Source organism: Thioclava atlantica (genome assembly GCF_000737065.1).
GTDB lineage: Bacteria > Pseudomonadota > Alphaproteobacteria > Rhodobacterales > Rhodobacteraceae > Thioclava > Thioclava atlantica.
Map to the genome: position 1 here is coordinate 336381 of NZ_AQRC01000001.1, position 18469 is coordinate 354849.

The 18469-nt window shown below is 68.6% G+C and carries 18 protein-coding genes and 1 tRNA gene; 10 read left to right on the plus strand and 9 right to left on the minus strand.

Annotated elements, in window-relative coordinates:
• Positions 1-22: 22 nt before the first annotated feature.
• A complete protein-coding gene (gltX, locus tag DW2_RS01630; RefSeq protein WP_038142883.1) occupies positions 23-1351 on the plus strand; it encodes a glutamate--tRNA ligase in 1329 nt (442 codons plus the stop codon).
• A gap of 342 nt (positions 1352-1693) precedes the next feature.
• Positions 1694-2866, plus strand: a complete 1173-nt coding sequence (locus DW2_RS01635) for a DUF8173 domain-containing protein (RefSeq protein WP_038142885.1) — start codon at positions 1694-1696, stop codon at positions 2864-2866.
• A 159-nt stretch (positions 2867-3025) separates the two neighbouring features.
• Here DW2_RS01635 and DW2_RS01640 read toward each other — a convergent pair.
• Positions 3026-3099 (minus strand) — tRNA-Gly (locus tag DW2_RS01640).
• 141 nt (positions 3100-3240) lie between these two features.
• Here DW2_RS01640 and DW2_RS01645 point away from each other — a divergent pair.
• The gene (locus DW2_RS01645; protein ID WP_038142890.1) at positions 3241-3984 is read left to right on the plus strand and encodes an FkbM family methyltransferase; all 744 of its coding nucleotides are present in this window, start codon (positions 3241-3243) and stop codon (positions 3982-3984) included.
• 97 nt (positions 3985-4081) lie between these two features.
• Here the strand turns inward: DW2_RS01645 and DW2_RS01650 are convergent, their stop codons facing one another.
• Both DW2_RS01650 and DW2_RS01655 read right to left on the minus strand, forming a co-directional pair.
• The gene (locus DW2_RS01650) at positions 4082-4654 is read right to left on the minus strand and encodes a fasciclin domain-containing protein (RefSeq protein ID WP_038142892.1); all 573 of its coding nucleotides are present in this window, start codon (positions 4652-4654) and stop codon (positions 4082-4084) included.
• 148 nt (positions 4655-4802) lie between these two features.
• Positions 4803-6827 (minus strand): ASKHA domain-containing protein, encoded by a 2025-nt coding sequence (locus DW2_RS01655; protein ID WP_038142894.1) that lies wholly within the window; start codon positions 6825-6827, stop codon positions 4803-4805.
• Positions 6828-7049: 222 nt separating this feature from the next.
• Here DW2_RS01655 and DW2_RS01660 point away from each other — a divergent pair, with 222 nt between their 5' ends.
• The 4 genes from DW2_RS01660 to DW2_RS01675 all read left to right on the plus strand — a co-directional run bounded on the left by DW2_RS01660 (position 7050) and on the right by DW2_RS01675 (position 10973).
• Complete coding sequence (locus DW2_RS01660; RefSeq protein ID WP_038142897.1) at positions 7050-7865, plus strand: TIGR00282 family metallophosphoesterase; 816 nt, start codon at positions 7050-7052, stop codon at positions 7863-7865.
• A gap of 130 nt (positions 7866-7995) precedes the next feature.
• Positions 7996-9774, plus strand: coding sequence for an SLC13 family permease (locus DW2_RS01665; protein ID WP_038142900.1), 1779 nt, complete (start codon positions 7996-7998; stop codon positions 9772-9774).
• Positions 9775-9788: 14 nt separating this feature from the next.
• Positions 9789-10154, plus strand: coding sequence for a hypothetical protein (locus DW2_RS01670; protein WP_038142901.1), 366 nt, complete (start codon positions 9789-9791; stop codon positions 10152-10154).
• A 78-nt stretch (positions 10155-10232) separates the two neighbouring features.
• Positions 10233-10973: a YebC/PmpR family DNA-binding transcriptional regulator gene (locus DW2_RS01675; protein ID WP_038142904.1), complete on the plus strand. Its 741-nt coding sequence runs from the start codon at positions 10233-10235 to the stop codon at positions 10971-10973.
• Between the two features lie 90 nt (positions 10974-11063).
• Here the strand turns inward: DW2_RS01675 and DW2_RS01680 are convergent, their stop codons facing one another.
• Complete coding sequence (locus DW2_RS01680) at positions 11064-11399, minus strand: cupin domain-containing protein (RefSeq protein WP_038142908.1); 336 nt, start codon at positions 11397-11399, stop codon at positions 11064-11066.
• Positions 11400-11567: 168 nt separating this feature from the next.
• On the opposite strand from DW2_RS01680, the gene DW2_RS01685 reads away from it, so the two are divergent.
• Positions 11568-12275: a haloacid dehalogenase type II gene (locus tag DW2_RS01685; protein ID WP_038142910.1), complete on the plus strand. Its 708-nt coding sequence runs from the start codon at positions 11568-11570 to the stop codon at positions 12273-12275.
• Positions 12276-12278: 3 nt separating this feature from the next.
• Here the strand turns inward: DW2_RS01685 and DW2_RS01690 are convergent, their stop codons facing one another.
• Both DW2_RS01690 and DW2_RS01695 read right to left on the minus strand, forming a co-directional pair.
• The gene (locus DW2_RS01690; RefSeq protein ID WP_038142912.1) at positions 12279-13214 is read right to left on the minus strand and encodes a class I SAM-dependent DNA methyltransferase; all 936 of its coding nucleotides are present in this window, start codon (positions 13212-13214) and stop codon (positions 12279-12281) included.
• Positions 13215-13310: 96 nt separating this feature from the next.
• A complete protein-coding gene (locus DW2_RS01695) occupies positions 13311-14168 on the minus strand; it encodes a LysR family transcriptional regulator ArgP (protein WP_038142914.1) in 858 nt (285 codons plus the stop codon).
• A 90-nt stretch (positions 14169-14258) separates the two neighbouring features.
• On the opposite strand from DW2_RS01695, the gene DW2_RS01700 reads away from it, so the two are divergent.
• A complete protein-coding gene (locus DW2_RS01700) occupies positions 14259-14861 on the plus strand; it encodes a LysE/ArgO family amino acid transporter (RefSeq protein ID WP_038142916.1) in 603 nt (200 codons plus the stop codon).
• Between the two features lie 54 nt (positions 14862-14915).
• Positions 14916-15824 (plus strand): DMT family transporter, encoded by a 909-nt coding sequence (locus DW2_RS01705; RefSeq protein WP_238321226.1) that lies wholly within the window; start codon positions 14916-14918, stop codon positions 15822-15824.
• A gap of 114 nt (positions 15825-15938) precedes the next feature.
• Here the strand turns inward: DW2_RS01705 and choV are convergent, their stop codons facing one another.
• The 3 genes from choV to DW2_RS01720 are packed head-to-tail and all read right to left on the minus strand — an operon-like array spanning position 15939 to position 18434.
• The gene (gene choV / locus DW2_RS01710) at positions 15939-16991 is read right to left on the minus strand and encodes a choline ABC transporter ATP-binding protein (RefSeq protein WP_038142919.1); all 1053 of its coding nucleotides are present in this window, start codon (positions 16989-16991) and stop codon (positions 15939-15941) included.
• The gene (choW, locus tag DW2_RS01715; protein WP_038142922.1) at positions 16988-17824 is read right to left on the minus strand and encodes a choline ABC transporter permease subunit; all 837 of its coding nucleotides are present in this window, start codon (positions 17822-17824) and stop codon (positions 16988-16990) included. Before choW ends, choV begins: the two co-directional genes overlap by 4 nt.
• A gap of 13 nt (positions 17825-17837) precedes the next feature.
• Positions 17838-18434 carry a hypothetical protein gene (locus DW2_RS01720; protein WP_156102846.1) on the minus strand — a complete coding sequence of 199 codons (597 nt, stop codon included), beginning with the start codon at positions 18432-18434 and terminating at the stop codon, positions 17838-17840.
• Between the last annotated feature and the right edge of the window lie 35 nt (positions 18435-18469).

Below are 18469 nucleotides of genomic sequence, written 5' to 3' on the forward strand. Positions count from 1 at the left end.
GCGCCAACAGGAGTAGAGCCCGATGACAACCGTTACCCGTTTCGCCCCGTCGCCCACCGGCTACATCCATGTCGGAAACCTGCGCACCGCCCTGATGAACCACCTGATCGCCCGCAAGACCGGCGGCCAGTTCATCCTGCGCCTCGACGATACCGATCAGGAGCGCTCGAAGCAGGAATATATCGACGCGCTGAAGCAGGATCTGGAATGGCTCGGCATCACCTGGGACCGCGAGGAACGCCAGTCGCTTCGCCTCGGGCGCTATGCCGAGGTGGCCGAGGATCTCAAGGCGCGCGGCAAGCTCTACGAGTGTTTCGAAAGCCCGACCGAGCTGGATCTCAAGCGCAAGAAGCAGCTCAACATGGGCAAGCCGCCGGTCTATGACCGCGCCGCGCTGGAGATGTCGGACGAGGACAAGGACAGGGCGCGGGCCGAGGGCAAGGAAGGCTATTGGCGCTTCCTGCTCGAGCGCGCGCGGATCGAATGGACCGACGGCATTCTCGGCGATCTGTCGATCGACGCGGCCTCGGTCTCCGATCCGGTGCTGATCAAGGCCTCGGGGCAGGTGCTCTACACCTTCGCCTCCTCGGTCGACGACACCGATATGGGCGTGACCGATATCGTGCGCGGCGCCGACCACGTCACCAATACCGCGACCCAGGTCCAGATCATCCAGGCGATCGGCGGGACGGTTCCGAACTTCGCGCACCATTCGCTGCTGACCGGCCCGCAGGGCGAGGAGCTGTCGAAACGTCTTGGAGCGCTCTCGATCCGCGACCTGCGCGCGCAGGGCATCGCGCCCGAGGCGCTCTTGTCGATGATGGCGCGGCTCGGCTCGAGCCAGCCTATCGAGCTGAAGATGAGCATCGACGAACTGGCCGACGGGTTCGAGCTGAGCCAGTTCGGCTCGGCCCCCACGAAGTTCGACGCGAACGACCTGATCCCGCTGACCCGCGCGCGCAACCAGCACCTGCCCTACGCGGCGGTGAAGGACCGGATCGCGGCTCTCGGGATCCCCGCAGAGCAGGGCGAGCGGTTCTGGGCGGTCGCCTCGCAGAACATCGACAAGCTCGAGGACCTGAAGGGCTGGGCGGATCTGTGCCTCGAGGGCGCCGAGCCGGCGATCGCCGAGGAAGATCGCGAGTTCATCGCTCAGGCGATGACGCTGCTGCCCGCGCCGCCCTATGGCGAGACCGCCTGGAAGGACTGGACCGCGGCCGTGAAAGACGCGACGGGGCGCAAGGGCAAGGGGCTCTTCATGCCGCTCAGAAAGGCCGTGACCGGCATGGATCACGGGCCCGATATGGGTGAGCTGATGCCGCTCCTGCACAAGGTCCGCGCGAAGGGGTGAGGCCGGAGGGAGCGCTGCCTCTCCGCCGCCGGATGCCGAAAATTCACACGCAAAAAGGGGGCGCTGCCCCCGCCGCCTGGGGGCGGCTCCCCCGGGATATTTGGATCAAGAGGAAGCGCGTATCTTTCTTCCTCTTGACGAAAATATCCTCCGGGGGTGCGGGGGTGGAAAACCCCCGCCGCGCCGGTCTCCGCCCGAGATTCCTTGTGAAAGCCCTTCACGTCCTGGTTCTCGTTGGTCGATCGGGATCGATCCGCTCCACTGCCCAGCCCATTGACCGCCGTCAAAGGACGCAGGCGGGTTCCGTGCGATGGTGCGGGTACATGTTCAGGGAGTGTGCCCATGTTCCGGATCCAGTTGGTTGTCGCGCTGCTCCTCGCGGTCATCCCGCAGGTTGCGCATCCGGAGGCCTTTTCGGCCGGTGGTGATCTTTACGTGGCCGGCGAGGACAGCAGGGTCATGTCCACGGCCGGTCGCGACCTGTTTGCCACCGGGTTCAGCGTTCGTCTGACGGCGCCTGTGACGCAGGATGCGCATCTTCTCGGCGCGCGGGTCGAGGTGGCGCGGCCGGTCGGCGGGGATCTCATGGCCGCGGGCGGCGATGTGAAGATATCGGCCCCCGTGCAGGGCGATCTCTCGGTCGCGGGGGTCTCGGTCACGACCGACAGCGCGGCCAGGATCGGCGGCAATGCGCGGCTCTCGGGCGGCGCGGTCACCATCGGCGGTCCGGTGGAGGGCGCGCTCGTCGTCTCGGCCGGAGAGGTCACGCTCGACGCGCCGATCGGGGGCGATGTCTGGCTCACGGCGGGAACGCTGCGTTTCGGCGCGGAGGCACGGATTGCGGGGCGCCTGCATTACTCGACGCGCGAACCCCTGGCCATTCCCGCCGCGGTGATCGCGGAGGATCGCGTCACCTTCCACCCTCTCGGAGAGGCCGCCGCGCGGATGGTCGAGCGGGACTGGAACGGGCACTGGCCGCTGCCCGGCCGGGGCGCGGTTCTCGCGGGCGCGGCGAGGACGCTGGTCTTCTTCGTCGCGATGGGGGCGATCTTCCTCGCCTTCGCGCCGCGCATGGTGGCCGATCTCGATGGCCGCATCGCGGCGCGGCCCGCGATCATGCTGCTCAGGGGGCTGATCGCTCTGAGCGCGGCGATCGGACTGGTGCCGATCCTGGCGCTCACGATCATCGGCTTGCCGCTTCTGCCCGTGATCCTCCTCGCGATCATCCTGCTGTGGATGGCGGGCTACCTGCTCGGCGTCTTCGCGGTCTCGCTGCGCGTGTTGCGCGCGCTCAGGGGCGGCGCTGCGGAGCCGGGGATGGGGCTGAAGCTCGCGGCGCTCGCGGCAGGGCTCGTGGTCGCGGCCCTGCTGAACTTCATCCCGGTGCTTGGCTGGATGGCGAATTTCCTGCTCGTGCTGCTCGGGATCGGGGCAATCGCATCGCTGCCTTTCGAGCGACCCGCGCCTGCGATGGCGGGCGGAGGTGAGCCTGGCGCGCCGTCAGACGAGCGATGAGCGGGTTTCGGGTGGGATCCCACGCGGTACGAACGAGCGCCGCATCGTGGCGCGATCAAGCATCTGGCCGGACCCGGCTGGCAGCGCATCGCCTTGCCCCCTGCGACCGAACGGCCCCGGGCGCGATGTTTATCGGCTGATACCGGAAAGAGAGGAGACTGGAGCGGGTAGCGGGAATCGAACCCGCGCGTTCAGCTTGGGAAGCTGACAGGCTACCATTACATCATACCCGCCTGATGCGCCGTCAGATATCGCTCCCGCCCGCACCCGTCAAGTGGCCTTCGCCGCGGGCTTTCTCCTTGAAACCCCCTCCCTCGCACCGCAGAACGGCGTGCAGACGGCCCGGCAAGGTCCGGGCGGGACAGGGAGAGGGCATGCGGTTCAGGGAGCTTCTCGATTTCGAATATGGAAAACGTCTGCCGGCCGAGTTCGGGGGCGCGAAGATCCGGGTGACGGCGCGGGCCGACCGCCGCGTCCTTCGTCCCGGCTGGAACGGGGCCGCGCGCGATCTGCAGATGGTCGCGCGCAACCTGGTGCGGCCGGGCATGACGGTCTGGGATATCGGCGCCAATCTGGGGATATTCTCCTTCATGGCCGCCGGTTGCGCGGGAGCGCGGGGCAGGGTCCACGCGCTCGAGGCGGATCCGAAATATGCCGATCTGATCGCGCGCACCGCGGCGGGGCTCGGGGCCTCCTATGCGCCGGTCGATGTGCTGTGCGCCGCGATCGACGCGCGGGACGGGATCCGCAGCTTCGGGATCTCCGCGCGCGGCCATGCCCGCAACCGGCTCGTGGCCGAGGGGACGCTCGCGGGGGGCGATCTGGCGGCGCTGCGCTCGGTGGTGGCGCTGCGCGGGGATGCGCTTCTGGAGAACTGGCGCGCCCCGGATGTGGTGAAGATCGACGTGGAAGGCGCGGAGATCGTGGCGCTCGAGGGCGCGTCGCGCCTGCTCTCGGAGATCCGCCCGGTGCTCTATATCGAGATCGCCGACACCAATGCGCAGGCCGCGGCGGAGATCCTGCACGCACATGGTTACGATCTTTTCCGGCTGGAGGGAGACGGCAGCGAGAGCCCGATCGGGACCGGCTGCTTCTACACGATCGCCCGCCCTCGCTGACGTCCAGCCCCGTCTCAGCCCCCTTCGCGCATAAAAAACGCCCGGCCGGATGAACCGACCGGGCGCGACCGCAAGCCCCAAGGGGGAAAGGGCCCGCTTACATCTTCGGCAGCATCACCGTGTCGATCACATGGACCATGCCGTTCGACTGCTTCACATCGGCGGTGGAGACGGTGGCGACATCGCCTTTGGGGTCTTTCAGCATCACCATGCCGTCCTTCACCATCGCGGTCAGGTCACAGCCGCCCAGCGTCTTGATGGTGGCCATGCCGTTGCCCATCTCGACGGTCTTCATGATGTTCTCGGCGCTGATCACGCCCTCGGCGACGTGGCAGGTCAGGATCTTCGTCAGCTGGTCCTTGTTCTCGGGCTTGAGCAGGGTGTCGACGGTGCCCGCGGGCAGCTTGGCGAAGGCGTCATTGGTGGGCGCGAAGACGGTGAACGGGCCTGGGCCGGCGAGCGTGTCGACGAGCCCCGCCGCTTTCACCGCGGCGACCAGCGTGGTGAGGTTCGGAGCCGCCGAGGCATTCGCCGCGATCGGCTTGTCGGCATACATCGGCGCGCCCCCGACCGTCGGGTTCATGTGCCCGTCGGCCAGTGCGGGACCGGCGAGGCCGAGCGTGACGGCGGCGGCCGCGGTGGCGGCGAAGGTACGGAGGTTGCTGAGCATTTTCTACTCTCCCTGATGGACGGCAGAACCATATCCGCCGTTGCACAAGGGCTACGCAGCCACCGGGGAGATCCGATCACATGAGGCCGATCACGACTTCGTGAGGCGTGGGCGCGGGAGCGCGGCGCGTCTTGCCCGAACGTGCCTCTCAGCCGCGCCGCCGGCGTCGGCGTCCGCCGCCACCCTCGCCCGATCCGCCGCCGGTATTGAAACTCACCTCGGGCAGGGTCACGACGCTGCGCAATTCGGGGAAGGGATCGCTCGCATGGGGCAGGGCGTTCGCGGCCACGAAATGCTCCTGGAAGCGCGGCTCGATCGCGGTCTCGATCTTGGAGATCCGGCGCACCTGGGATTCGATCTCGCGCCGCGCCTTGACCGAGCACAGCGCCATGCGCGCCCCGGTCCCGGCCGCGTTGCCCGCCGAGGTGACTGCGGAAAGGGGCGCATCGGGGATCATGCCGAGCACCATCGCGTGTTTGGGGCTGATATGCGCGCCGAACGCGCCCGCGAGAACCACCCGGTCCACCCGGTCCACGCCCATCTCGTCCATCAGCAGCCGCGCCCCGGCATAGAGCGCCGATTTCGCCAGCTGGATCGCGCGGATATCGCCCTGGGTGACGGTGATGCGCGGGCCCTCGGGGCTTGCATCATGGATCACGTATTCATGGGTGCGCCCATTGGCGACGCAGCGCTCGGTCCCGACCTGCGCGGCCGAGCCGATCAGACCCGACGTGTCCACGATCCCCGCCATCCGCATCTCCGCCACCGCCTCGATGATGCCCGATCCGCAGATGCCGGTGATCCGCGGCTCGCCGAATTCGGGCGCGTTCGACCAGTGATCGTTGCCGATGATCTTGAAGCGCGGCTCCTTGGTCTCGGGGTCGATCTCGATCCGTTCGATGGCCCCGGGCGCGGCGCGCTGGCCCGAGGAGATCTGCGCCCCCTCGAAGGCCGGGCCGGTGGGCGAGGAACAGGCGAGCACGCGGTGCGAATTGCCGAGGATGATCTCGGCATTGGTGCCGACATCGACGATCAGCGATAACTCCTCGCGGGTCTGCGGCGCCTCCGAGAGCGCCACCGCGGCGGCGTCCGCCCCGACATGGCCCGCGATCAGCGGCAGCACATAGACCCGCGCCGAGGGCGCGGCCTCGATCCCGATCTCGCGGGCGGGAAACTCGAGGCTGTCCGAGGTGGCGAGCGCGAAGGGCGCCTGACCCAACTCCACCGGGTCGATGCCGAGCAGCAGATGATGCATCACCGGGTTGCACACCACGACCGCCTCGACGATCTCGCCGGTCTCGATCCCCGCCTCGCCGGCCAGTTCGCGCGCCAGATCCCCCATCGCGGAATGGACGGCCTGGGTCATCTCGCGGTCGCCGCCGGGGTTCATCATCACATAGGAGACCCGGCTCATCAGGTCCTCGCCAAAGCGGATCTGCGGGTTCATCACGCCTGCGCTCGCCAGCACCCGCCCGTCGTCGAGCGCGACCAGATGCCCCGCGATCGTGGTCGAGCCGAGGTCGATCGCCAGCCCGTAGAGCGGCGCCTCGCGCAGTCCCGGCCAGATCCCCGTCACCCGCGGCCCGTCGCCCGCGTCATGCACCGCGACGGTGACCTTCCATCCGCCCTTGCGCAACGCCGGCTGCAACACCCGCAGCAATTCCAGATCGGCTTTCGCGCCCGCGATCCGCCATTGCCGCTCGAGCGCCTGCGCGAGGCGCTGGAAATCGCCCTCGGGGCGGTGCATGTCGGGCTCCTCGACCTCGACATAGACGGGGCGCGTGGCCGCATCCATTTCCATCACCCGTTCCGAGGCGGCCTTGCGCACCACCTGCTTGTGCACCTGGCTCTCGGGCGGCACGTCGATCACCACGTCGTCCAGGATCTCCGCCTGACAGCCCAGCCGTCGGCCCGGCTTCAGCCCGCGCACCCGGTCGTAGCGTTCCTCGACGGCGTTCACCGGGCTGAGCGCATCGGCCTCGACATGCAGCCCGTGCTTGGGAAAATCGCCATAGGAGGGCGCGATCTGGCATTTCGAGCAGATCCCGCGCCCGCCGCAGACCGAGTCCAGATCTACCCCGAGCTTGCGTGCAGCCGCGAGCACCCGCGTGCCGCGCGCCACCCGGCCGCGCTTGCCCGAGGGGGTAAAGATCACCTGCACGTCGTCGCTCATGTCACGCTCCCGGTTCGTCCGCCGCTACCCCCCCGTATCTATTGCCCCCGCGCGCCCGAGCAAAGCCCGCAACCGACCCGGCAGGTTGAGAAATCGTCATGAAGATCATGCGCGCGGGTCAGCGGGCGGGGGACCGGCCGGAAAACGGGCCACACGCGCCGTTCACGCGGGAGCGATCGCGACCATTGCCCTCGCCGCGTGCGGGCTCTATCTAGATGCGCCATGAAGATATTGTTTTTAGGCGATGTCATGGGCCGCGCGGCACGCGCCGCGATCGCCGCCCGCCTGCCGAAAATTCGCGAGGACTGGGGCCTCGATTTCGTCGTGGTCAACGGCGAGAACGCCTCGGGCGGGATGGGCCTGACCGGCGATCACGCGAAGCTCCTGCTCGAGGCAGGGGCCGATGTGGTCACGCTGGGCGATCACGCCTTCGACCAGAAGGACATGATGCGCTTCATCGAGACCGAGCCGCGCATCATCCGCCCCGTCAACTACGCCAAGGAAGCGCCGGGCAAGGGCGCGCGGGTCTTCTCGGACCGGCGCGGACGCAAGGTGCTCGTGGCGCAGGTGCTGGGCAACGTGTTCATGAAACGCGCCTTCGACGATCCCTTCTCGGCGATCGAGACCGAGCTGAAACGCTTTCCGCTGGGCGGCGCGGTGCAGGCGGCGCTCGTCGATATCCATTGCGAGGCCACCTCCGAGAAGATGGCGCTGGGCCACTGGTGCGACGGGCGCGCCTCGGTCGCCGTCGGCACCCATACCCATGTGCCCACGGGCGACGCGCAGATCCTCGAGGGAGGCACCGCCTACCTGACGGATGCGGGCATGTGCGGCGATTACAATTCGGTCATCGGCATGGAGAAGGCCGAGCCGATGCGCCGCTTCGTCACCGGCATGGCGCGCGACCGCTTCAGCCCGGCGCGCGGCGAGGTCACGCTTTGCGGGTTCTATGTCGAGACCGACGACCGCACCGGCCGGGCCAAGCGCGCCGAGGCGATCCGGGTCGGCGGCCGGCTCGCGCAGGTATCCCCGCTTTGACGATCGGCGTCCGCCCGTGCCGAGGCGCCCGGCAAAGACCTGAAACCGCGCCCGAGCCGGGCCACGGCGCGCTTGCCCGTTCGCGCGTCCCTTGTAGTATCGGCCCGAAGCGTCTGCGCGAGATCGAGACATGATCCGACTGCCCCTTTCCGAGACCGGCACGGCGATTGCCGCGCTGCTGGTCGTGGCCTGGATGTTCGCGATGTTCCTGCGCGAACGCTGGCCCCCCGAGGTCACCGCGATCGCCGGGGCCGCGCTGATGCTGGTCTTCGGGCTCGTTCCCTATCCCGACGCGGCGGCGGTGCTCTCGAACCCCGCGCCCTGGACCATCGCCTTCATGTTCCTCATCATGGGGGCGCTCGTGCGCACCGGCGCGCTCGACGCGATGACGCGCTACGCGGAGTCGCATATCGACGCGAACCCGAAACTCACCATCCTGCTGATGTTCGTCATCACCATGTTCGCGAGCGCGGTGATGAACAACACGCCCGTCGTCGCGGTGATGATCCCGGTCTTCATCCAGGTGGCGCGCAAGCTCAACATCTCGCCGTCGCGTTTCCTGATGCCGCTGAGCTACGTCACGGTGATGGGCGGCATGATTACCCTGATCGGCACCTCGACCAACATCCTCGTCGACGGCGTGGTGCGCGCCCGCGGCATCGAGCCCTTCTCGATCTTCGAGATCGCACCGATCGGCCTCGCGGTCTGCATCACCGGGGGCGCGTTCATGGCGCTCTTCGCGCCGCGCCTGCTGGCGCATCGGCAATCGCTTTCCTTCCTGCTCGGCGACCGTCCGAAGATGAAATATTTCACCGAGGTCGCGATCCCCGAGGAATCGGGCCTGATCGGCATCCCCGTGCTCGAGACCGATGTCTTCAAGCGCGAAGGCGTCCGCGTGGTCGACGTGCTGCGCGGCGACGCCTCGCTGCGGCGCAACCTCGAAACGGTGGAGCTGATGGCCGGCGACCGGGTCGTGCTGCGCTCCGAGATGGAAGAGCTTCTCGGCATGCAGCAGAACCGCGATCTGCGGATGGTGGACAAGCTGTCCTCGGTGCGCACCGAGACGGTCGAGGTGCTGATCTCGCCCGGCTGCCGGATGATCGGTCAGCGGCTGGGCGACATGCGCCTGCGCCGCCGCTACGGCGTCTATGTGCTCGCAGCCCATCGCCGGAACCAGAATATCGGCCGCCAGCTCGACGATCTGGTGGTGGTGGTGGGCGACACGCTGCTCCTTGAAGGCGCGCCCGAGGATATCGCGCGCCTCGCCGCGGACATGGATCTCGTCGATGTCTCGAAACCCCAGGCCCGCGCCTATCGCCGCACGCATATGCCGATTGCGGCAGGCGCGCTGGCCGCCGTCGTCATTCTCGCCGCGCTCGGGGTCGCCCCGATCCTCGCCCTCGCGATGGTCGCCGTGGCGGGGATCCTCGTGCTGCGCTGCATCGACACCGACGAGGCCTTCACCTTCATCGAGGGGCGGCTGCTCGCGCTGATCTTCGCGATGCTCGTCGTCGGGGTCGGGCTCGAGAAATCGGGCTCGGTGCAGCTCATCGTCGACGGGGTGGCGCCGCTTCTCAAGGTCCTGCCCCCGCAGGCGGCGCTGATCGCCGTGTATTTCCTCGGCCTCATCATGACCGAACTGCTGTCGAACAACGCGGTCGCGGTGATCTACACGCCGATCGCGATCTCGCTCGCCTCCGCGCTCGGGCTCGATCCGCGCCCCTTCGCCGTGGCGGTGATGTTCTCCGCCTCGGTCGCCTTCGCCACGCCGATCGGCTACCAGACCCATATGATGGTCTACGGTCCGGGCGGCTACAAATTCACCGATTTCCTGCGTCTCGGGATCCCGATGGATATCGTCACCGGCCTCACCGCCTGTTTCCTGATCCCGCTGGTCTGGCCCTTCTGAAGGAGTAACACCCCATGCGTGCCGCCCTGATCCTGCCGCTTGTCCTTGCCGCCTGTGCGGGCGGGATGCGCGCGCCCTCCTGGCCCGATGACGTGAGCTTTCGCGGCGATGTGATGCGGGTGTCGTTCAATGACGGCACCCGCTGCTCGGCGAGCGCCGCCCAGGGCACCGGTACGCTCGGCGATTGCCGCTACCCGCTCCACTACCGGATCGAGGATTTCCGCCCGAGCCATCTGGCGGGCGTGCCGGGGATCGGCGGGCTCTTCCAGCCCTATGCGCGCGTCGTGCTCAGCGACGCTTCGGGCCGGAGCTGGAGCTTCCGCACGCCGCGCCCGATCGCCACGCGCGACCAGGGCGACGGGACGCTCGTGACGCCCTGAACCGCTGCGGCCTTGCCCCGCCCCCCCGATCCGCTCTATATCGAGCCCGATTTCGCGAATATCCGAACGGAGATACCCATGGCAGGCCATTCCAAATGGGCCAATATCCAGCACCGCAAGGGCAAGCAGGATGCGGCGCGCTCGAAGATGTTTTCCAAGCTCTCGAAAGAGATCACGGTCGCTGCGAAGATGGGTGACCCCGATCCCGAGAAGAACCCGCGTCTGCGTCTGGCGGTCAAGGCCGCCAAGTCGCAATCCATGCCCAAGGACGTGATCGAACGCGCGATCAAGAAATCGCAGGCGGGCGATGGCGACGAATATACCGAGATGCGCTACGAGGGCTACGGCCCGAACGGCATCGCGATCATCGTCGAGGCGCTGACCGACAACCTCAACCGCACCGCGTCGAACGTGCGCTCGACCTTCACCAAGCATGGCGGCAATCTCGGCACGACCGGCTCGGTGAGCTTCATGTTCGACCATGTCGGCGAGATCACCTACGACGCCTCTGCGGGCGATGCCGACACGGTGATGATGGCCGCGATCGAAGCCGGCGCCGAGGATGTCGAGAGCGACGACGAGGGCCACTGGATCTACTGCCCGATGGAGGACCTCTCGGAGGTCTCCGAAGCGCTCGAGGCCGAGCTGGGCGAGGCCAATGAGGCCAAGCTGGTCTGGAAGCCCCAGAACCGCACCGAGGTCGATCTCGAGACCGCGCAGAAGCTGATGAAGCTGATCGACACGCTCGAGGACGATGACGACGTGCAGTCGGTCACCGCCAATTTCGACGTGCCCGAGGAGGTCGCGGCTCAGCTCTGAGCGACCCGGACGGACGGAATGCGAAAGGCGCCCCGCGGGGCGCCTTTTTTCATCGGCGGGAGGGAGCGCGGGCAGTGCCCACCCCCGATCTCACCCTTTCAGCGCATAGCGGTCGGTCTCCTCGAAGACGTCGATCGCCTTCGTCCCGGCCTTGATCCGCGCGCCATGCGGCATGCCCGCGGGGATCGAATAGCTGTCGCCGGGCCGATAGATCCGGGTCTCGTCGCCGATCGTCAGTTCCAGCTCGCCTTCCAGGACCGTGCCCCATTGCGCGCGATGCGCATGGGTCGGCAGATCGAAATCCTCGAGGAAGGTGAGAAAGACCACGAGCCCGCTCTCGGACACGACCGCACGGCCCTGAACCACATCCTCGGGGAAGGGCAGGTCGAGGGCGGGAAAATTCCGGATGAAATCGGGCAGGTCCATGGCGTGTCCTCATCTGTGCGCCCCGCGTCGCGACCGGGCTTCGTGCGGCACTATCGGCCGCCGTGCCCGGCTTGGCAATCACCCGGGCGGGGAGGGGACCCCAAGCCGATTGCGCGCCCGTCCCGGTTCTGAGACAAACGGAGACGGGATTGCGGGAAGGACCGAGAGATGCAGGCCGCGCTTTTCGATACGTTCGGGACGGTGGTGGATTGGCGCCGCGGCATCGCCCGCGAGGTGGCCACGCTCTTCGAGCGCCACGGCGTCACCGACCTTGATCCCTTCGCGATGGCCGATGCCTGGCGCGCGCGCTACGCGCCCTCGATGGCCGAGGTGCGGGCGGGGCGACGCCCCTTCGTGCCGCTCGATCTGCTCCATCGCGAAAACCTCGAAGCCGCGCTGTCGCTCTGCGGCGTGGACCCGGCGATCTTCCCCTCCGAGGAACTCGACGCGCTCAATCTCGCCTGGCACCGGCTCGATCCCTGGCCCGATGCGATCGAGGGGCTGACCCGGATCAAGGCCCGCCTGATCGTCGCGCCGCTCTCGAACGGCAATCTGCGGCTCCTGCTCGACATGGCCAAGCGCGCGGGCCTGCCCTGGGACGCGATCATGGGCGCCGAGCTGGTGCGCGCCTACAAGCCCGATCCCGAGGCCTATCTCGGCTCCGCGCGGCTTCTCGATCTCGACCCGTCCGAGATCGTGATGGTCGCCGCCCATAACGACGATCTGGCCGCCGCGCGCACCTGCGGGATGCGCACCGCCTTCGTGCTGCGCCCGCACGAGCACGGGCCGGGCCAGAACACCGATCTCGCCCCGGAACAGGATTGGGATTTCGTCGCCGCCGATCTGTGCGATCTGGCCGCGCAGCTCGGTGCCTGAGGCTCAGAGCGCGAGGCTGCGCTGAGCCTCGCCCTCCCGGTCCGCAGACCCCGCCGGTTTGCGCGCCTGCACCACCAGCCCCCAGATCGGCGCGCCCCGGTCCTGACGCAGCACCGCGCGGGTGATATGCGCCTCGAACCCCGCCTCGGCCAGAAGCGCGGCCAGATGCGGCTCGGAATGGGCATAGCGGCGGCTCTCGCGCAGCACATAGGCCTCCGCGCCCTCATGCGCCTCGACGGTGAAGGCGAAGCGTCCCTCGGGCGCGAGCGCCTGCGCCACCCAGCCCACGATCCGCTCGAGCGCGCCCAGATAGGCGAAGACATCCGCCGCCGTGATCAGGTCCCATCGCGCGGGCGCGGGGGAGAGCGCCGAGAGATCGCGCTTCTCCAGCCGGTCGTAGATCCCCTTCGCCTCGGCTTCGCGCAGCATCTCGGCCGAGATGTCCCAGCCCTCGAGCTCATCGGCCCCCGCGCGCAACTCCACCCCCATCAGCCCGGTCCCGCAGCCCAGGTCGAGCACCCGCCCGTAAGGCGCCGTCAGCCCGCCCGCGAGCAACTCCGGCGCCCGGTAGTCGAGCTTGTCCAGAAGCGCCGTCTCGAACTCGGAGGCGTATTGATCGAAGAGTGTCTCGACGAAGGCCGCCGGCATCGCATCGGCCAGCGTGCGCTCGCGCAGCAGATCGCGGCGCAGGCTCGCGCCCAGCCGGTCGGCCGGATCGGCCATGATCGCGGCCTCGAAAGCCTCCGCCGCGCCCGCGAGCCCCGCTTCGGCCCGGATCTCGCCCAGCCGGCACCAGCCCGCCGCCCAGCCGGGCACAAGCTCCAGCGCCTGCGCATAGAGATCGCAGGCCGCCGCCGGGTCCTCGGGCAGAAGCGCCTCGGCATAATCGGCACGACGATCGGCGATCAGGTCGCCGGACGACATCGAAACAGGGATCATCGGTTTTTTCGGAAAATCTGGCGCGGGGCCCTCTGCCCGCGTCGCGCGATTTACGCCTTTTTGCGCAACGGTCAAGAGGGCCCGTCACCCGCCCCGTCAGCCAAGGAGCACCTCGCGCGCCGCCGCGCGGATCGCACGGCTGAGCGGCGCGAGCGGCGCCTTCAGCCGGCGCAGGCTCTGCCAATGCAGCGGCACGTCGATCGGCGCCTGCCCGATGCGTTCGAGCGCGCCGCTCGCGAGATGTCCGCGCACCAGCACCTCGGGATTGAGCCCCCAGCCGAGCCCCAGCAGCGTCGCGGTGACGAAACCCTCGGTCGAGGCGATCCGGTGGCTCGCGAGGCCCACCGGCCCGCCGCAGATCATCGCCGCCCAATCCTCCTGCAGACGGTCCTTGGCGTTGAATTGCAGCGCCGGCGCGTCGCTCAGGCTCTCGCGGTTCAGCCCGGCGCGGAAATGGCGCGCGACGAAATCCGGGCTCGCCGTCGCGACATAGCGCAGCCGCCCGAGCGCGACCGTGTCGCAGCCCGCCACCGGCCCCGGATCGGAGGTGATCGCGGCCACCACCTCGCCGCGATGCAGCCAGTGCGCCGAATGGTCCTGATCGTCGATCACCAGATCGAAGCGCATCCCCGTCACCTGCGCCAGCGCCGGCAGCACCCAGGTCGCGAGACTGTCCGCATTGACCGCGATGCGCAAAACGGGCGGCGCCTCGGCGGGTGCGAGCGTGGCCTCCAGCAGCGCCACCTCGCGCAGGTGTCGGATCAGCCGCGCCCCGTCCTCGGTCGCGCGGCAGGGCGCGCCGCGGATCACCAGCACCGTACCCATCCGCTCCTCGAGCGCGCGGATGCGTTGCGAGACGGCCGGCTGCGTCACCCCGAGCCGCGCGGCGGCGGCCTCGAAGCTTCCGGTTTCGATCACGGTGGCGAGCGCGTCGAGCGCGCGATAGTCCAGCATAAGTTCATCTTATTCAGGATCAGATTAATTAAGTTGAACTTATCCGTCCCGCCCGCCAGAAGAAAGCCGCGAAACCCCGGGGGGACGATCATGGCCTTTCTCGCAGGACTGAAACTCGGCCTCGGCCTGATCGTCGCGATCGGCGCGCAGAACGCCTTCGTGCTGCGCCAGGGGCTGCGGCGCGAGCATGTCTTCGCGGTGGCGCTGTTCTGCGCGCTCTCCGATGCGGTGCTGATCGCGCTCGGCGTCTCGGGCTTCGCACTGGCGAGCGGTGCGCTGCCCTGGCTCCCCGAGGCGCTGCGCTGGGGCGGGGTCGCCTTCCTGGGCTGGTATGCGCTGCGCTCGCTCATCGCCGCGATCCGGGGCGGCGAGCATCTCGAGGCCGGGCGCGGCGCCGCGCCGAGCCTGCGCGCGGTGCTGGCCACCGTCGCCGCCTTCACCTGGGCCAACCCCCATGTCTGGCTCGACACGGTGGTGCTGCTGGGGGCGGTCTCGGCGCAGTTTCCCGGCGCGCGGTTCGGTTTCGCCTCGGGCGCGATCACCGCCTCCTTCCTGTTCTTCTTCGCGCTCGCCTATGGCGCGCGGCTTCTCGCGCCGCTCTTCGCCCGCCCCGAGGCCTGGCGCGTGCTCGATGCGGGCATCGCGCTCCTGATGGGATCGCTCGCCTGGCGCCTCGCCGCGGGCGCGCTGTAACGGATACAATCACGCCCCTTGATCCTTGCGCGAATTGCGCGTCCAAGAGAGCCCATGATCGCGCATGAGCCCCCCGACAAACCGCTGATCGGCATCCTGTGGATGCTGGCGACGACGCTGTGCTTCGTGCTGGTCAACATCATCGTGCATGCTCTCGGCGAGGGGGTGCCAGCCGCGCAATCGGCCTTCGTGCGCTTTCTCTGGGGGCTCGTCTTCTTCGCCCCGGCGCTGGTGCGGATCCTGCGCCGCAGCTATCCGGGCAAGGTCTGGGCGCTGTTCGGCCTGCGCGGCATGTTCCACGCGCTCGCGGTGGGGCTGTGGTTCTTCGCGATGGCGCGCACGCCGATCGCGGACGTCACCGCGATCAACTATCTCAACCCGATCGTGGTGACGGTGGGCGGCGCGCTTTTGTTCGGCGAGGGGCTGGCCTGGCGGCGGATCTCGGCGGTGATCGTGGCGCTGATCGGGGCGGTGATCATCCTGCGCCCGGGGATGCGCGCGATCGAGCCGGGCCATGTCGCCCAGCTGGGTGCGGCGCTCTTCTTCGGCGGCGCCTATCTCGCGGCGAAAAGGCTTACCGATTTCGTCCCCGCGAGCACCGTGGTCGCGATGATGACGCTGGTGGTGACGGCGGCGCTGGCGCCGGTCGCGCTCTGGCAATGGCAGCCGATCTCGCTTTCGGAGGTGCTCTGGCTCGGCGCGGTGGCGATCTTCGCGACGGGCGGGCATTACTGCATGACCCGCGCCTTCGCCGCCGCCCCGGTGACGGTGACCCAGCCGGTGATCTTCCTGCAACTGGTCTGGGCGGCGCTTTCGGGCTGGGCCTTCTTCGACGAGCGGCCCGATCCCTTCGTGCTGCTGGGCGGCGCGATCATCATCGCCGCGGTGAGCTACATGACCTGGCGCGAGGCGCAGGTGAAGAAACGCGCGATCACCCCGCCCGCGCCGGCCACCAAGATCTGAGACCGGCGCGCCCGGCCCGGCGCGGGGACGCTCCGCGGGGGATATTTGAGGCATTTGGAAGCGGGCGCGACGCCGGGCTTCCAAATGCTCGAAATATCCCCGCCGGAGGCATCCTCACTGGCCGTGCGCGCCGCCCTGCGGGTCGATGAGCCGGGTGATGACGCCCTCGCGGGTCACCAGGCGCCCGTCGGTGAGCGGCACGACCGCTTCGGTCCGCAACCGCTCCATCACCGCGCGCACCGGCGCATCGGGCGGCATCGGCGCGCCCGCGGCGCTGGCCATCGGGGTGCCGGGCGGGTCGGCGAGGTCTTCCGCGGTCAGCACGCCGAGCGGGTTCATATGGGCGACGAAATCGGCGACATAGGCATTGGCGGGCCGGGCGATGATCTCGCGCGCGGTGCCGCATTGCACGATCCGCCCGCCATCCATCAACGCGATCCGGTTGCCGATCTTGAAGGCCTCGTCGAGATCGTGGCTGACGAAGATGATCGTGCGCCTGAGCGTGTCCTGCAATTCGAGCAGCTCGTCTTGCAGCTTGGTGCGGATCAGCGGGTCGAGCGCGGAGAAGGGCTCGTCCATCAAGAGGATCGGCGCGTCGGTGGCGAAGGCGCGGGCGAGCCCCACGCGCTGCTGCATGCCGCCCGAGAGCTCGGCGACCTGTCGTTCGGCCCAGTCCGCGAGGCCCACCAATTCAAGCTGGGCATCGACCTTTTCGCGGCGCTCGGATTTGCTCATTCCCGCCAGTTCGAGACCGAGCCCCACATTCTCGCGCACGGAGCGCCAGGGCAGCAGGCCGAATTGCTGGAACACCATCGCGATCCTGGTCAGCCGCATCCGGCGCAGGGTGGCGGGATCGGCATGGGTGACGTCGACGAGGCCGTCTCCGTCCTGCACCTCGACCTTGCCGCGCGCGACCGGGTTGAGCCCGTTGACCGCGCGCAGAAGCGTCGATTTGCCCGAGCCGGAGAGGCCCATCAGCACGAGGATCTCGCCCTCGGGCACCTCGACCGAGCAGTCATGCACGCCGAGCACCTGGCCCGTGCGTTCCTGGATCTCCTCGCGGGTGAGGCCCTGATCCATCAGCGGCAGGGCCTCGTGCGGATCGTCGCCGAAGACGATCGAGACATTGTCGAAGCGGACGGCGGTTCTGGGAGTGGTCCGGGTCATTTCGAGCCTCCCCGGCGCAGCATGCGGTCGAGAATGATCGCGACCACGACGATGACGAAGCCCGACTCGAAGCCGAGCGCGGTATTGACGGTGTTGAGCGCGCGCACGACCGGCACGCCGAGCCCGTCGGCGCCGACCAGCGCCGCGACCACCACCATCGAGAGCGAGAGCATGATGGTCTGGTTCAGCCCCGCCATGATCTGCGGCGTGGCGAAGGGCAGTTCCACCTTCCACAGGAGCTGGTTCTTCGTCGCGCCGAAGGCCTGGGCCGCCTCGCGCAGCGTGTCGGGGGTCGAGGCGACGCCCAGATGGGTGAGCCGGATCGGCGCGGGCAGCACGAAGATCACCGTCGCGATCAGCCCGGGCACCATGCCGATGCCGAAGAACACGATCGCGGGGATCAGGTAGACGAAGGCGGGCAGGGTCTGCATCAGGTCGAGCACCGGCTGGATCACCGCGTAGAGGCGCGGGCGATGGGCGGCGGCGATGCCGATCGGCACGCCGATCCCCATGCACACGACGCAGGCCGCGATCACCAGGGTCAGGCTCTCGGTGGTTTCCTCCCAGTAGCCCTGGTTGAGGATGAAGAGGAAGCCCGCGACGACGAGGACCGCGATCTTCCAGCTGCGCTGGAGCGCGTAGGCGAGCGCCGCGAAGGTCGCGATCACCAGGAGCGGCGGCGGGCTTTGCAGGACCCAGAGCGTCGCGTCGATCAGCGCCTGAAGCGCGACCGAGAGCGCATCGAAAAGCGGCGCCGCATGGTCCTGCAGCCAGTCGATCACCGCCCGGGCGGTGCGTCCCACGGGGAGTTTCGTGTCGGTCAGCCAGTTCATTGCCTGTCCCTTGTCAGTTCTTCTTCTTGCGCGCCGCGATCGCGTCGAAGGCGACCTGAGATTGCGGCGTTCCGGTCTCCGGGTCGAGGCGCGTCACGCGCAGCACGAGGCCCGGATCGGGGGCGTATTCCTTCAGGAAAGCGCTTTGCAGCTTGCCCATGTCGATGCGTTCGACGACCTGCCAGGCCGGGTAGCTGCACGCACCGATATGCACCTCGCCGGTGCCGAGATAGCGATAGGTGACGGTGCCGTTGCGTTCGGTCTCGCCGACGATGACGAGGGTCACCTTGCTTTGCCATTCGCCAGTTTCGGGCAGGCTCGCGAGGCTTTGCGGATCGGCGTCGTAGCGCAGCTCGAAGCGGCGCCCGCTCATCTCCTGGAGGGTGACGGCGAGCGGATGGGCATAGGTTTCGCGCTTGGGCGGCAGGCCGGTCGCGGAGTCGTCGGCGCGATAGGAGGTGAGGGCGCCGTCCTCGAACCGGTAGGCCATCGCCATTTGCGGGGCGTCGCGCGTGAGCGTGATGCCCGCCCCCGCGAGGTCGCTCGCGGCGGGGCAGGGCGGGGTGGCCGGCTCGGCGGCCTGTGCCGTCTGCGCCGCGAGCGCGAGCACAAACGCCGCGCCGAGAGGGGCGCGGCGCCGGGGGC